This window comes from Sphingobium sp. TomTYG74 (assembly GCF_055393875.1).
Genome location: NZ_AP027341.1, coordinates 1,358,804 through 1,372,386, shown reverse-complemented (window position 1 = coordinate 1,372,386; position 13,583 = coordinate 1,358,804). Strand labels below are relative to the sequence as shown.

Genomic DNA, 13,583 nt, shown 5'->3' with positions numbered 1-13,583 from the left:
CCCACTCTTCACGCAGGAGGATGACATGAAGATCAATCGCAGTGGTTCGGCGGTATGGAGCGGCGGCCTGAAGGACGGAAAGGGCGCGATTTCGACGCAGAGCGGCGCGCTGGACGCGCACCCCTATGGCTATGCAATGCGCTTTGAAGGCGTGCCGGGGTCCAATCCGGAAGAGTTGATCGCCGCTGCCCATGCGTCCTGTTTCACTATGGCGCTGTCGCTGATCCTGGGCGAAGCTGGACTGACGGCGGACAAGATGGAGACCAATGCTGTCGTCACTCTGGAGCAGCAGGAGGGAGGCTTTGCCATCACGGCAAGCAAGCTGACGCTGAAGGCCACTATTCCGGGTGCTGACGACGCGCAGTTTCAGGAATTGGCGGCGAAGGCGAAGGAAAATTGCCCTGTGTCGAAGCTGCTTAATGCGGACATCAGCCTGGACGCGGAACTGCTAGGCTGAAGCGGGACGGCGGGAGCGTATATGTTCCCGCCACGCGATGTAGAGGCCGCTCATGATGATGAGCGCAGCCCCGATCCATGTCGTGAACATGGGCCATTCGCCCCAGATCAGCAGGCCAAGCATGGTCGACCAGATGATCGTGCTATAGTCCATCGGCAGCACGACCGACACGGGCGCATGACGCAGCGCCCCGGTCATGCACAGCTGCGCAATGCCGCCAGTGACGCCGACGCCCATCAGCATGGCCCAGGTCATGGGATCATGCGCCTTTCCAACGAAGAGCATGAGGATGCCGAGTGGCGGGATGGAGAGCGTCGTGAACCAGAAGACGATGGCGCCGGTCCTTTCCGTACGACCCAGGTCACGGAGCAGCAGGCCAATGCAGGCGGTGATGACAGCGGCGGAAAGCGCGACGGCAAGGCCCAGCGGCGGGAAGTGGGCGCCGTCTGGGCGGACCATGATGATGATCCCCACGAAGCCCAGCAGAATGGCGGCCCAGCGATGCGGGCCTGTCGCTTCCCGCAGCAGAAGCGCGGAGAGCAGGGTGGCGAATATCGGCATGGTGAAGCCGATTGCCGTGGCCTCAGTCAAGGGCAGCAGCAGGTATGAGCCGAAGTTGAGGACCATGCCGGTAAGGCCGAGCACGGTGCGGCTGACATGGGCGCCAAGACGGTTGCTGCGGACCGATGGAAGGCCGTCAGTCATTGCGACCCAGGTGACGATCAGCGGCAGAGCCAGCGCCTGGCGGTAGAAGATAAGTTCGATCAGGCTGACGCCGCGTGTGCCGACGACTTTGCCCAGCGCGAACATGACCGCCATGAACATCATCGCCAGCAGACGCAGACCGATGCCCTTGAGCGGATGCTCCTCTCGCGCGGGGGGTGGGGGCGGAAGCTCCTCCGGCGGGCTGATGGGGGCGGGGGGTTGCACACGGCCGCTTTAACCGGCGGACGCGAACACGCAACCACCGGGCGGACAAATATCGATCATGGTTCGGATAGCGGTGGGTGGCCGCTATCTTCCATGCAGGATCAGAGGCAGGCTTCCAGAAAGGGTTGATCGAAGCCGAATTGCCGCGCCTTGTCGAGCGTATAGGGACGCAGGCCCATCGATCGATATTCGCCGACGATCTTACCACTGTCATCTTCGTCATGATATTCGAACTTGAACAGTTCCTGGGTGACGATGACGTCGCCTTCCATGCCGATCACCTCGGTGATGTTGGTGACGCGGCGCGAACCGTCGCGCAGGCGCTTTACCTGCACGATCAGATCGACCGAGTCGGCAATCTGCTTGGAAATGGCTTCCTTTGGGATCTTGATGTCGCCCATCAGGATCATGTTTTCCATACGGCCAAGGCACTCACGCGGGCTATTGCTATGCAGCGTGCACATGGAGCCGTCATGGCCGGTGTTCATCGCGGCGAGCAGGTCGAAACACTCCGCACCACGAATTTCGCCCAGGATGATGCGGTCAGGACGCATACGCAGGGCGTTCTTGACGAGGTCACCAATGGTGATGGCGCCTTGCCCTTCCAGGTTCGGGGGGCGGGTTTCCAGTGGCAGCCAGTGGGGTTGTTGCAGGCGAAGTTCGGCCGCATCCTCGATCGTGAGGACGCGCTCGCCCGGGTCGATCATCTTCGACAGGGCGTTGAGCATCGTGGTCTTGCCCGAGCCGGTGCCGCCCGAAATCACGATGTTCATGCGTGACGCGCCCGCGATCTTGAGCGCGGTAGCCATCTTCGGGCTCATCGCACCCCATTGGGCGAGCATGTCGATGGTGATCGGCTTGGCGGAAAACTTACGGATCGAGATGGCGGTGCCGCGCAGCGAGAGCGGCGGCACGATGACGTTGACGCGGCTGCCGTCGGGCAGGCGGGCGTCGGCCAGCGGCGTGGTCTGATCGACGCGGCGGCCGACCTTGTTCACGATGCGCTGGGCGATCTGGAACAGATGCTCCTCGTCGCGGAACTTGATCGGCGCGATCTGGAGCTTGCCCTTCTTTTCGATATAGGTCTGCTCCGGGCCGTTGACCATGATGTCGGTTACCTCGGGGTCGGCCAGCAGCTCCTCTAGCGGGCCGAGGCCGAGCAGTTCATCGACCAGCACCTTTTCCAGCGCGAATTGTTCGCGGCGGTTGAGGGTGAGCTTAAGCTCCGCCAGCACTTCCATGATGATCGGGCGGAATTCCTCGGCCAGTTCATCCTTGCTGAGCGTCGCGGCGGCTTCGGGGTCGACGCGCTCGAGCAGGCGGGGGAGGACCTGTTCCTTGATTTTGTGGACGGAGGCTTCGAAGCCTTGAGGGCCTGTGTCGGCTACATGTTCGGCGTTGGCGCGATCCGACAAGCGCTGCAACGCGTCGGCGTTGCGCTGCATCTGGCTGGTGGGCGCGGACAGCGGATCGATTGGGCTTTCGGCGGCGGGCAAGGGAGCCATGTCTAGAGGGGGGAACTGGTCGCCGCCTCGTGCTTCCTCACGCGGGGCGCCGCCCTGCATTGGCCGGGCTACACCGAATCCCGGCTTGATGCCGGCAGGTCCATTTTTCCGTCCAAACGCGCTCATAATTCTCCGCCGCGATATTCCGTAGGATTCGCCTGCCGGAACAGGCTGATCCGAATTGGTTGCAATGGTGAATAAGGCGGAAACTTTGACAAATGGCTAATGGCGCCGACGACGGCGCCCGGTGACCAGTGGGGGGTAAGATTGCCCCCTGATAGGAAAAGGCCGCGCTCCTGTCTGAAGGCGGCCTTTTTCAATCCATCAGCGGGGTCAGCTTGGGTCTGTTAGCCCGCATGCTCTGCTAGGACGGTCAGGCCCTTTTCGTTGACTTCAGCGAAGCCGCCCTGGACGGGGATGATTTCGGGCGCGGCGCCCGCGCTGGCGAAAATCTGGATCGCGCCGTCGCGGACGGTGGACATGAAGGGCGCGTGGCCTTCCAGCACGCCGAAGTCGCCATCGGTGCCGGGGACGACCACCTGATAGACCTCTTCCGAGCGGACGAGCTTTTCGGGGGTCACGAGTTCGAAATGCAGTGCCATCTGTAACTCTCCCCCCTCCCTTTCAAGGGAGGGGCAGGGGGTGGGTGCGATTGCGCAAGCAATCGCCTGCAACATGGCGGGATAGGTTGAAGCTCGCTGGCGCTCGCGGCCCACCCCTTAATCCCCTCCCGCCTGCGGGAGGGGAAATTTGGTAGCTTACGCCGCCTCAGCAGCCAGCTTCTTCGCCTTTTCGATGGCTTCGTCGATGCCGCCGACCATGTAGAAGGCGTTTTCGGGCAGGTGGTCATATTCGCCTTCGACCACGGCCTTGAACGACTTCACCGTGTCTTCGATCTGAACGAACTTGCCCGAGATGCCGGTGAAGACTTCGGCGACGTGGAAGGGCTGCGACAGGAACTTCTGGATCTTGCGGGCGCGGGCGACGGTCAGCTTATCTTCTTCCGAAAGCTCGTCCATGCCCAGGATCGCGATGATGTCCTGAAGCGACTTGTACTTCTGCAGGATCGACTGGACAGCGCGAGCCGTGTCGTAATGTTCCTGGCCCACGGTGCGGGGTTCGAGAACTCGGCTGGTCGAGTCCAGCGGATCGACCGCCGGATAGATGCCCAGTTCCGAAATGGCGCGGTTGAGAACGGTGGTGGCGTCCAAGTGAGCGAACGAAGTCGCAGGCGCCGGGTCGGTCAAGTCGTCCGCGGGGACGTACACGGCCTGCACCGAGGTGATCGAGCCCTTGTTGGTCGAGGTGATGCGCTCCTGGAGAGCGCCCATGTCGGTCGACAGGGTCGGCTGATAGCCCACGGCCGAAGGAATACGGCCGAGCAGAGCTGACACTTCCGCGCCCGCCTGGGTGAAGCGGAAGATGTTGTCGACGAAGAACAGCACGTCCTGGCCTTCCTGGTCGCGGAAATATTCCGCGATGGTCAGGCCCGACAGGGCGACGCGAGCGCGGGCGCCCGGGGGCTCGTTCATCTGGCCATAGACCAGAGCAACCTTCGAACCTTCGCTGATGGCGTTGCCATCGGCATCCTTGGCAATGACGCCAGCGTCGAGGAATTCGTGATAAAGGTCGTTGCCCTCGCGGGTCCGTTCACCGACGCCCGCGAACACGGAGGTGCCGCCATGGCCCTTCGCGATGTTGTTGATCAGTTCCTGGATGAGAACGGTCTTGCCGACGCCCGCGCCGCCGAACAGGCCGATCTTGCCGCCCTTGGCGTAAGGGGCGAGAAGATCGATGACCTTGATGCCGGTGACGAGGATCGAGCTTTCAGTCGACTGATCGACGAACTCGGGAGCCTTGGCGTGGATCGGTGCGGTCAGCGTGGTGGCGACCGGGCCGCGTTCGTCGATCGGCTCGCCGACGACGTTCAGGATGCGGCCGAGGGTGGCCGGGCCGACGGGAACGCTGATCTGCGCGCCGGTGTCGGTCACTTCCTGACCGCGAGTCAGACCGTCGGTCGAGTCCATCGCGATGGTGCGGACGGTGTTTTCACCCAGATGCTGGGCGACTTCCAGAACAAGGCGGTTGCCGTTGTTGCTGGTTTCCAGCGCCGAGAGAATTGCGGGGAGCGCATCGGGGAAGGTCACGTCGACGACAGCGCCGATGACCTGCGAAATGCGGCCTACATTGTTGGTGGTTGCCATGACTGCTTCCTTGCGTGCGTGATCTTAGAGGGCTTCTGCGCCCGAGATGATTTCGACCAGTTCGGTGGTGATCGCGGCCTGGCGGCTGCGGTTATACTGAATGGTCAGCTTATTGATGAGGTCGCCAGCGTTGCGGGTCGCATTGTCCATGGCGGTCATCGATGCGCCCTGTTCGGACGCGTTGTTTTCCAGCAGCGCCTTGAAAATCTGCACCGTGATGTTGCGCGGCAGCAGGTCGTCGAGGATCGCTTCTTCGCTCGGTTCATATTCGACCGTTGCGGGGATGGCGTTGCGATCCGCGTCTTCGGGGATCTTGACCGGGATGATCTGCTGCTCTGTCGGGATCTGGGCGAGGGCCGACTTGAAGCGCGAGAAGAAGAGGTGCGCTACGTCGAACTTGCCGTTCAGATACATGTCGGTCAGCTCATGCGCGATCGCTTCGGCCTGAGAATAGCCCGGTTCCTTCGCGCCGGTTGTCTCGAACTGTGCGGCGATCATGCCGGGGAAGGTGCGGTTGATGACCGGACGGCCCTTGCGGCCGATCAGGTAGAAGCGCACGGTCTTGCCCTGCTGGATCAGTTCGTCCGCCTTGGCGCGGGCGGCCTTGACGATGTTGGCGTTGAACGCGCCAGCAAGGCCACGGTCCGAGTTGGCGACGACCAGCAGATGGACGTCATCCTTGCCGGTGCCAGCGAGCAGCGGCAAGGCGCCTTCGCCCGATCCGCCTGCGATCTTGGACGCGAGCGAAGCGACGACGGCTTCCAGGCGGCTGGAATAGGGGCGCGCTGCTTCGGCGGCAGCCTGCGCCTTGCGCAGCTTGGCCGCGGCGACCATCTGCTTCGCCTTGGTGATCTTCTGGGTCGATTTAACCGACCCGATGCGGATCTTCAGTTCCTTGAGGCTTGCCATCTCAATCCCGAACTCAGTGGAAGGAGGCCGCCGGTCGCCCGGCGGCCCTCATCTTACGCGAAGGTCTTGCCGAAGCTGTCGAGCGCGGCCTTCAGCTTGGCCTTGGGCTCGTCGCCCAAGTCCTTGCTGTCGCGGATCGCGGCGAGGACGTCGGCATGGTCGTGACGCAGATAGGCGAGCATCAGCTCTTCGTAGCGGGTCACGTCCTTGACGGCGACATTGTCGAGATAGCCGTTGGTGCCGGCGAAGATCGACGCGGTCTGCTCTTCGAAGGGCAGCGGCGAGAACTGGGCCTGCTTCAGCAGTTCAGTGAGGCGCGCACCACGGTTCAGCAGCTTCTGGGTCGAAGCGTCCAGGTCCGAACCGAACTGGGCGAAGGCCGCCATTTCGCGATACTGCGCCAGCTCCAGCTTGATCGAGCCCGACACCTTCTTCATCGCCTTGGTCTGCGCGGCGGAACCGACGCGCGACACCGAGAGGCCCACGTTAATGGCCGGACGGATGCCCTGGTAGAAGAGGTTGGTTTCGAGGAAGATCTGGCCGTCGGTGATCGAGATCACGTTGGTCGGGATGTAGGCCGACACGTCGCCCGCCTGCGTTTCGATGATCGGCAGCGCGGTCAGCGAGCCGTTGCCGTTGGCATCGTTCATCTTCGCAGCGCGTTCCAGCAGGCGGCTGTGGAGATAGAAGACGTCGCCCGGATAGGCTTCGCGGCCCGGAGGACGACGCAGCAGCAGCGACATCTGACGATAGGCGACGGCCTGCTTGGAAAGGTCGTCATAGACGATCACGGCGTGCATGCCGTTGTCGCGGAAGAATTCGCCCATGGTGACGCCGGTGTAGGGCGCCAGATACTGGAGCGGAGCGGGTTCCGAAGCGGTCGCGGCGACGACGATGGAATATTCCATCGCGCCATTTTCTTCGAGCTGCTTGACGATCTGCGCGACGGTCGAGCGCTTCTGGCCGATGGCGACGTAGATGCAATAGAGCTTCTTGCCCTCATCGTCGCCTGCGTTGATGCCCTTCTGGTTGATGAAGGTATCGATCGCAACGGCGGTCTTGCCGGTCTGACGGTCGCCGATGATCAGCTCGCGCTGGCCGCGACCGACGGGGACGAGGGCGTCGATCGCCTTGAGGCCGGTCTGCACGGGCTCGTGCACCGACTTGCGGGGGATGATGCCCGGCGCCTTGACTTCAACGCGCTTGCGCTCGGTGTACTGGATCGGTCCCTTGCCATCGATCGGGTTGCCGAGGCCATCGACCACGCGGCCGAGCAGGCCCTTGCCGACCGGAACATCGACGATGGTGCCGGTGCGCTTGACGGTGTCGCCTTCCTTGATTTCGGCGTCCGAGCCGAAGATCACGACGCCGACATTGTCGGCTTCGAGGTTGAGCGCCATGCCCTGCACGCCATTGGCGAATTCGACCATTTCGCCCGCCTGGACGTTGTCGAGGCCATGGACGCGGGCGATGCCGTCACCCACGGTCAGCACGGAACCGACTTCGCTCACCTGCGCTTCGGTGCCGAAATTGGCGATCTGGTCCTTGATGACCTTCGAAATTTCTGCGGCGTTGATATCCATGTTCAGCCTTTCATCGCCTGGGCGAGACTATTCAAACGGGTGCGGATGGAGGAATCGATCATCTGGCTGCCGATCTTGACGACCAGCCCGCCGAGGATCGCGGGATCGACCTTGGCTTCGAGCGCGACGTCGCGGCCGACGCGGGCGCGGAGGTTTTGCGCAAGCGCGGCGATCTGGTTCGAATCGAGCGGATGCGCGCTGGTGACTTCCGCGCGGACTTCGCCCTTGTGATTCGACAGCAGCGTTTCATAGGCGCGGATGACCGCGGGCAGCTGCGACAGGCGGCGGTTCGCGGCGAGAACGCCAAGGAACTTCGTCGTCAGCGCGTCGATGCCGATGGATGCTGCGACCGCTGCGATCGTCTTTCCAGACGCGTCGCGGCTCAGCACGGGATTGTTGATGAGGCTCTTGAAATCAGCCGATTCGGCGATCGCCGCCTTGATCGCACCGAGGCTGGCCGCCACGGTGTCGAGGGCGTTGCCGTCGCGGGCCAGATCGAACAGCGCAAGCGCGTAGCGTCCGCTGAGGCTAGCCTGAATGCCGCCGGTAGTCTCCACGCGCTTACCGTCCTCCAAATAATTTGCCGGTCATGCAAAAAGAGGGGCGCGGTCTTATCCGTCCCGATCCCCTGTCGCCCGGCCGGTTAGCAGCGGCTTTATGACTATGCAAGTCATGGAACGCGATTCCGTCACAAGGATGGAATGGAGGCGACAGGACGGCGCTTTCCGCCGCGCGATTTTGGTCAGTTTGCGGGGTCGGGGGGAGCGAGGCGGCCCTTGCGGCAATGATAGACCAAGCGTTCATTGGGCTGCGCGGGCAGCAGGGAGGCAAGATCGCTTCGCAGGGCGGCGATCCGGGCGAGCAGATCGGGATCGGTGCCGCACGCCTTGATCGGGCCGTCCTTCAGCAAGGCGCGAGCCTTGTCCATCGCATCGCCATCCGGCAGCCAGCGCTGGACGCGCAAGGTGCCGCTCGCCGGGTCAAAACGGCTGACGGTGATGAAGTTGCCCGAATCCGGGACGGCGGCGCGTTCCCATTCATTGCCGACGCTGACATATTGGCTGTTGCCGTTGGCGCAGCCGGTGCCGGTCCAGTTGAAGGGAATGTCGTTGGCCTCCGACACGGTGAGGCGGCTGCGGCTGAGATCGACCGCGCAGACATTGTCGCCTTCCCACGCATAGGCATGGTTGCCCGCCACCCTGCCGTCGTCGGGCAGTTTTACACGCTCATCCACGCTGGAGAAGCTCGGCCGCAGCAGGAACAGCGCGACCGCGCCCAACAGCAAGATGCCGCCGCCCGCGAGCGACCACGTCGCGCGGCGTTCGCGGCCCTGGCTGTAGAAGAGGCCGCCCGCGCCGAACCCAAGCACCGCCAGCGCCAGAAGCACGGCCGCGCCCGCCATCGCATTTTCGCGGCCAGAGATGACTTCGCGTTCCGCCGCGTCGCGCGCCTTGCCTAGCGCGGCTTCGCGCGCGTCGGCCCGGGCGCGCTCTGACTGTTCGCTTTGCTGCGCCGCGCGCTGGGTGAGCGCGGCGTCTGCGGCGTCGGCTTCGGCCATGGATCGGCAGGGAACGACGGTGCGCAGGGACGAAACGCCCGCCTGCCGGAGGAAGGACGCGACCTCGCGCCAGGATACGGCGAACCCGAACTTGGCGTCATTGCCGTCCGAGACGGACCCGAAGCTGTTGACGCCCAGCACCCGGCCGCAATCGTCGACGAGCGGGCCGCCACTGTTCCCGGCGGCGAGGGGGGCGGTGTGGAGGACGGTGTCGAAACTGTGGCTTGACCTGCCCGACGACACGTTGCCGCTGGTCTTTACCGTGCCGAGCGGCTCCACCATTTCCTTGAGACCAAGGCCCTGGGCGCGGTCGACCGTGCCGGGATAGCCGATCGCGGTCACATGCTGTCCATCGCTGACGGCACCGGCATAGAAGGTGCTGACCGGCAGGCGGCCTTCCTCAAGCTGAATGAGCGCGAGGTCGTTGCCGGGGGAGTAGGCGATGACGCGGCCGCCATAGCTTTTGCGGCCTTCGGAAGGGACGACGCCGATGACGAGGTTTTTTTCCTCGCGGGTCAGTTCGACGACATGGGCGTTGGTCAGCACCTTGTCTGGCGCGACCGCAAAGCCGCTGCCATGGCCGACGAAATAGGCTTCGCTGCCGTCCGTCGCCACGATGGCGATGCGGACAACGCCGCGCGCGGCGGCGGCGATGTCCTGCTGTTCGGCGCGCGCTGTCGCGGGCAGGGCGAGGGCGAGCAAGATGCAGAGGCGGCGGAAGAATTCGACCATGATGCGGCGCATTCATATGGTAAAGTCTGGCTGAGGCAATCGGGAAATGCTTTGAGCGCAAGAGGCGGGAAGGCTGGCCCGATCGCGCCTGTTATCCCATATGCATGAACCAGATGACCGAAGTTTCCGCCTCGACACCGCTGCCGATGGATGACGATGCCTGCTGGAACGCGTTCCAGCGGCGTGATCGGGACGTGGATGGGCGGTTTGTGGGCGCGGTGCTGACCACCGGCATATATTGCAAGCCAAGCTGCGCGGCGCGGCATCCCCGACGGGAGAATATGATCTTCTTGCCCGATCCTGCTTCGGCGAGGGCGGCGGGCTTTCGTGCCTGTCTGCGCTGTCGGCCGGATGAGGTTGGCCGGGATCGGTTGGCGGTTGAAGCGGCCAAGGCTTTCATTGCGGGGTGCGAGACGGTGCCCTCGTTGGAGGAGGTCGCAGCCCATGCGGGCTATGCGCCGCATCATTTCCATCGGCTGTTCAAGCGGGATACGGGCCTGACGCCTGCTGCTTATGCGCGGTCCTTGCGGGCTGAGCGGCTGAAGGTGGCTTTGGAGGGAGGAGGGAGCGTGACCAGCGCGATCTATGATGCGGGCTATAATGCGCCGAGCCGGGCCTATGCCGATGCCGAGCGGCATTTGGGCATGACGCCAAGTGCGTGGAAGGATGGCGGGCGGGGCGTGACTATCCGATTTGCGGTGGTGGGGAGCAATCTTGGGCCGGTGCTGGTCGCGGCGACCGATCGGGGATTGTGCCGGATCAGCTTTGAGGAGGATGAGGATGATCTGCGGCGGCGCTTTCCGAAGGCGGACGTAATGCCGGGAGATGCGGCGCTGGACGCGCTGGCGGCGCAGGTGGTGCGGCTGATCGAGGATCCGTCTGAGCCTTTGGATTTGCCGTTGGATGTGAATGGCACGGCTTTCCAGCAGGCGGTTTGGGCGGCATTGCGGGCGATCCCGGCTGGCGAGACTCGGAGCTATGGCGAGATCGCGGCGGCGATTGGGCGGCCGGGGGCAGTGCGGGCTGCGGGGACGGCTTGTGGGGATAATGGGTTGGCTGTGATTATTCCCTGCCATCGCGTGTTGCGGAGCGATGGTAGCCTTGGTGGCTATGCCTATGGGTTGGAGCGGAAAAAGGCTTTGTTGGAGCGGGAGCGTGGGGGGCAGAAGGTAGGCTTGGATTATCGTGGATAATCATCCTCCCCATCGGCAGATGGGGAGGGGGACCGTTCGCGAAGCGAATGGTGGAGGGGGAAATCTCACAGGTCGTGCCACTTTCCCCTCCACCAGCCTGCGGCTGGTCCCCCTCCCCACGCTTCGCGCAGGGAGGATTTAAAGAGGACGGTTGCGTTGCGATCCCTTCAGCCGCTCCATGATCGCGTGGCGCTCCGCTTCGTTCATGTCGCGCCAACGGGCGATTTCCTGAACCGTCCGGCCACAGCCGGTGCAGATGCGGCCTGCCTTGTCCAGCTTGCAGATGTTGACGCAGGGGCTCTCCATAAGCGTTCAGGCCATCACATGAAGCTGTAGGGGTCGACATCCACCGCGACCCGTGTCCCTGATTTCCACGTGATGTTGTCCAGCCATTCGCGGATCGCCGCTTGCACGTCGATCTGGCGGCTGGCGTGGATCAGCAGGCGATGACGGTGGCGGCCGCGCAGGACGGAAAGGGGCGCGGGGGCGGGGCCATAGACGCGCATGCCGTCGATCAGCGGGGCGGACTTGCCGATCAGGCGGGCGACCTGCGCGGCTTCGTCGGCATCCTCGCTGGAGATGATGATCGCGGCGAAGCGGCCGAAGGGCGGGGCATTGGCGCGGCGGCGGTTTTCGGTTTCGACCTCGTAGAAGCGTTCGGAGTCGCCCGCGATGAGGGCCTTGATGACTTCGGCTTCGGGCATGCGGGTCTGGATGAAGACGCGACCGGGTTTCTGTCCACGGCCCGCGCGGCCCGCCACCTGCACGATTTGCTGGAAGGTGCGTTCGGATGCGCGCAGGTCTCCGCCTTCGAGGCCGAGGTCGGCGTCGATCACGCCGACCAGCGTCAGGTTGGGGAAGTGATAGCCCTTGGTCACGAGTTGGGTGCCAATGATGATGTCGACCGCGCCTGCTTCGACCGACTTCACGAACTCGGCGGCCTTGGCGGGCGACCAGAGCGTGTCGGAGGTAACGATGGCGGTGCGTGCCTGCGGCCAGAGCGTCTTCACTTCATCCGCGATGCGTTCCACGCCGGGACCGCAGGCGACGAGACTGTCCTCTTCCTTGCACTCCGGGCAGAAGCGCGGCGAGGGGATGACGTGGCCGCAATGATGACAGGCGAGGCGCTTCGTCAGTCGATGTTCGACCATCCAGGCGGTGCAGTTGGGGCATTGAAAGCGATAGCCGCAATGGCGGCACAGCGTCAGCGGCGCATAGCCCCGCCGGTTGAGAAAAAGGAGACTCTGTTCACCCTTTTCCATCACCTCGTCGATTGCGCGGATCAGCGGCGGCGCGATCCAGCGGCCGCGTTCGGGCGGATCGGTGAGAAGGTTGATGCCCTCGATCGCGGGCATTTCCGCGCCGCCGAAGCGGGCAGGCAGCTTGATTTCGCGATAGCGGCCAAGCTCCACCTGATGCCGGGTCTCGATGGCCGGGGTGGCGGATGCGAGGATGACGGGGAATTTCTCTATGAGGCCGCGCATCACCGCGACGTCGCGGGCGTGGTAATGGACGCCATCTTCCTGCTTGAAGCTGGCCTCATGTGCTTCATCGACGATGATCAGGCCGAGATTGGGATAGGGCAGGAACAGGGCGGATCGTGCACCGACCACAACTGCTGCCTCGCCTGATGCGATTGCCCGCCAGGCGCGACGGCGTTCGGATTGGCGCAGGCCACTGTGCCAGCTGATCGGCACGGTGCCGAAGCGCTTTTCGAAGCGTTCAAGGAACGGCTCGGTCAGGGCGATTTCCGGCAATAGCACCAGGACTTGCCGTCCTTCGCGGATGGCAGCGGCGATGGCTTCGAAATAGACCTCTGTCTTGCCGGAGCCGGTGACGCCGTCGAGCAGGAAGGGGGCGAAGTCGCGCTGATGTACCGCGTTCACGAACTCGGTTGCGGCGTTGGCTTGGCCGTCGGAAAGCTGGGGCGGGGCGTGGTCGGGGTCGGGCCGGGGGAAGGGCGTGTCGATGCTGACTTCCACTGCTTCTAGCGCGCCCGCCTTTGCCAGTCCGCGTATCACGGCGTCGCTCACACCGCCGATCAGCGCCAGCTCGCGGATCAGGCCCTGCCGCTCGCCGATGCGCTCCATCGCTTGCGTGCGCTGTTCGGTCATGCGCCCCTCAAGCTGATTGCCCGGCAGGTCGCCGGTGCGCTTGTATTCGATGACGGTGCGCGCCCCCTCCAGCGCCGACATCGACGCCAGCGTCATGCGCAGCACCGATGCGATGGGGGCGAGATAATAGTCCGCCGTCCATTCGATCAGGCGGCGGAGGCTTTCAGGGATCGGCGGCGCGTCCACGGGTCCGACGATGTTGCGCAGGCGATTGTCGCCGACGCTTTCAACATCGGGGAAGCTATCCTCCTCCCACACCACACCGATGATTTGCCGTGGGCCGAGCGGGGCGACGATAATGCTGCCCGGCTCAACGTTCATGCCGTGGGGCACGCGATAGTCGAGCGGCCCGAGGGCAGCGTTCAGAAGGATGACACGGGCGCGCGAACTCATCCGCC

General features: G+C 63.9%; 12 protein-coding genes. 2 read left to right on the top strand and 10 right to left on the bottom strand.

The genetic code is table 11. From position 1 onward, the window contains the following. Window positions 1-25: 25 nt before the first annotated feature. Complete coding sequence (locus tag ACZ5TB_RS06965) at window positions 26-457, top strand: OsmC family protein (RefSeq protein ID WP_464790651.1); 432 nt, start codon at window positions 26-28, stop codon at window positions 455-457. On the opposite strand, the gene ACZ5TB_RS06960 is transcribed toward ACZ5TB_RS06965, so the two are convergent. From ACZ5TB_RS06960 to ACZ5TB_RS06925, 8 genes are all read right to left on the bottom strand, one after another. Then, the gene (locus ACZ5TB_RS06960; protein WP_464779988.1) at window positions 449-1,285 is read right to left on the bottom strand and encodes a DMT family transporter; all 837 of its coding nucleotides are present in this window, start codon (window positions 1,283-1,285) and stop codon (window positions 449-451) included. The genes ACZ5TB_RS06965 and ACZ5TB_RS06960 overlap by 9 nt on opposite strands. Before the next feature lie 203 nt (window positions 1,286-1,488). Continuing rightward, a complete protein-coding gene (locus ACZ5TB_RS06955; protein ID WP_464790650.1) occupies window positions 1,489-3,018 on the bottom strand; it encodes a CpaF family protein in 1,530 nt (509 codons plus the stop codon). 221 nt (window positions 3,019-3,239) lie between these two features. Further along, on the bottom strand, window positions 3,240-3,494 hold the full coding sequence (locus tag ACZ5TB_RS06950; protein ID WP_449473518.1) for an ATP synthase F1 subunit epsilon: 255 nt from the start codon (window positions 3,492-3,494) through the stop codon (window positions 3,240-3,242). 156 nt (window positions 3,495-3,650) lie between these two features. Next, entirely contained in the window at window positions 3,651-5,096 is a 1,446-nt protein-coding gene (atpD, locus tag ACZ5TB_RS06945) for a F0F1 ATP synthase subunit beta (protein WP_464777811.1), read from the bottom strand. 24 nt (window positions 5,097-5,120) lie between these two features. After that, the gene (locus ACZ5TB_RS06940) at window positions 5,121-6,005 is read right to left on the bottom strand and encodes a F0F1 ATP synthase subunit gamma (protein ID WP_464790649.1); all 885 of its coding nucleotides are present in this window, start codon (window positions 6,003-6,005) and stop codon (window positions 5,121-5,123) included. A gap of 53 nt (window positions 6,006-6,058) precedes the next feature. Beyond that, on the bottom strand, window positions 6,059-7,588 hold the full coding sequence (atpA, locus tag ACZ5TB_RS06935; protein WP_464790648.1) for a F0F1 ATP synthase subunit alpha: 1,530 nt from the start codon (window positions 7,586-7,588) through the stop codon (window positions 6,059-6,061). Window positions 7,589-7,590: 2 nt separating this feature from the next. After that, window positions 7,591-8,145 (bottom strand): F0F1 ATP synthase subunit delta, encoded by a 555-nt coding sequence (locus ACZ5TB_RS06930; protein WP_464790647.1) that lies wholly within the window; start codon window positions 8,143-8,145, stop codon window positions 7,591-7,593. A 185-nt stretch (window positions 8,146-8,330) separates the two neighbouring features. Beyond that, window positions 8,331-9,878: a S1C family serine protease gene (locus ACZ5TB_RS06925; RefSeq protein ID WP_464792507.1), complete on the bottom strand. Its 1,548-nt coding sequence runs from the start codon at window positions 9,876-9,878 to the stop codon at window positions 8,331-8,333. Window positions 9,879-9,982: 104 nt separating this feature from the next. Between ACZ5TB_RS06925 and ada the strand changes: the two genes are divergently transcribed. Beyond that, a complete protein-coding gene (ada, locus tag ACZ5TB_RS06920; RefSeq protein ID WP_464790646.1) occupies window positions 9,983-11,071 on the top strand; it encodes a bifunctional DNA-binding transcriptional regulator/O6-methylguanine-DNA methyltransferase Ada in 1,089 nt (362 codons plus the stop codon). Between the two features lie 138 nt (window positions 11,072-11,209). Here ada and ACZ5TB_RS06915 read toward each other — a convergent pair whose 3' ends face one another. Then, window positions 11,210-11,377, bottom strand: coding sequence for a DUF1289 domain-containing protein (locus ACZ5TB_RS06915; protein WP_464790645.1), 168 nt, complete (start codon window positions 11,375-11,377; stop codon window positions 11,210-11,212). Between the two features lie 14 nt (window positions 11,378-11,391). Further along, window positions 11,392-13,578, bottom strand: a complete 2,187-nt coding sequence (locus ACZ5TB_RS06910) for a primosomal protein N' (protein ID WP_464790644.1) — start codon at window positions 13,576-13,578, stop codon at window positions 11,392-11,394. Window positions 13,579-13,583 lie beyond the last annotated feature (5 nt).

Coding starts and splice junctions, on each gene's coding strand:
- ACZ5TB_RS06965 (WP_464790651.1), top strand. CDS start 26: ATGAAGATCAATCGCAGTGGTTCGGCGGTATGGAGCGGCGGCCTGAAG.
- ACZ5TB_RS06960 (WP_464779988.1), bottom strand. CDS start 1,285: ATGATGTTCATGGCGGTCATGTTCGCGCTGGGCAAAGTCGTCGGCACA.
- ACZ5TB_RS06955 (WP_464790650.1), bottom strand. CDS start 3,018: ATGAGCGCGTTTGGACGGAAAAATGGACCTGCCGGCATCAAGCCGGGA.
- ACZ5TB_RS06950 (WP_449473518.1), bottom strand. CDS start 3,494: ATGGCACTGCATTTCGAACTCGTGACCCCCGAAAAGCTCGTCCGCTCG.
- atpD (WP_464777811.1), bottom strand. CDS start 5,096: ATGGCAACCACCAACAATGTAGGCCGCATTTCGCAGGTCATCGGCGCT.
- ACZ5TB_RS06940 (WP_464790649.1), bottom strand. CDS start 6,005: ATGGCAAGCCTCAAGGAACTGAAGATCCGCATCGGGTCGGTTAAATCG.
- atpA (WP_464790648.1), bottom strand. CDS start 7,588: ATGGATATCAACGCCGCAGAAATTTCGAAGGTCATCAAGGACCAGATC.
- ACZ5TB_RS06925 (WP_464792507.1), bottom strand. CDS start 9,878: ATGGTCGAATTCTTCCGCCGCCTCTGCATCTTGCTCGCCCTCGCCCTG.
- ada (WP_464790646.1), top strand. CDS start 9,983: ATGAACCAGATGACCGAAGTTTCCGCCTCGACACCGCTGCCGATGGAT.
- ACZ5TB_RS06915 (WP_464790645.1), bottom strand. CDS start 11,377: ATGGAGAGCCCCTGCGTCAACATCTGCAAGCTGGACAAGGCAGGCCGC.
- ACZ5TB_RS06910 (WP_464790644.1), bottom strand. CDS start 13,578: ATGAGTTCGCGCGCCCGTGTCATCCTTCTGAACGCTGCCCTCGGGCCG.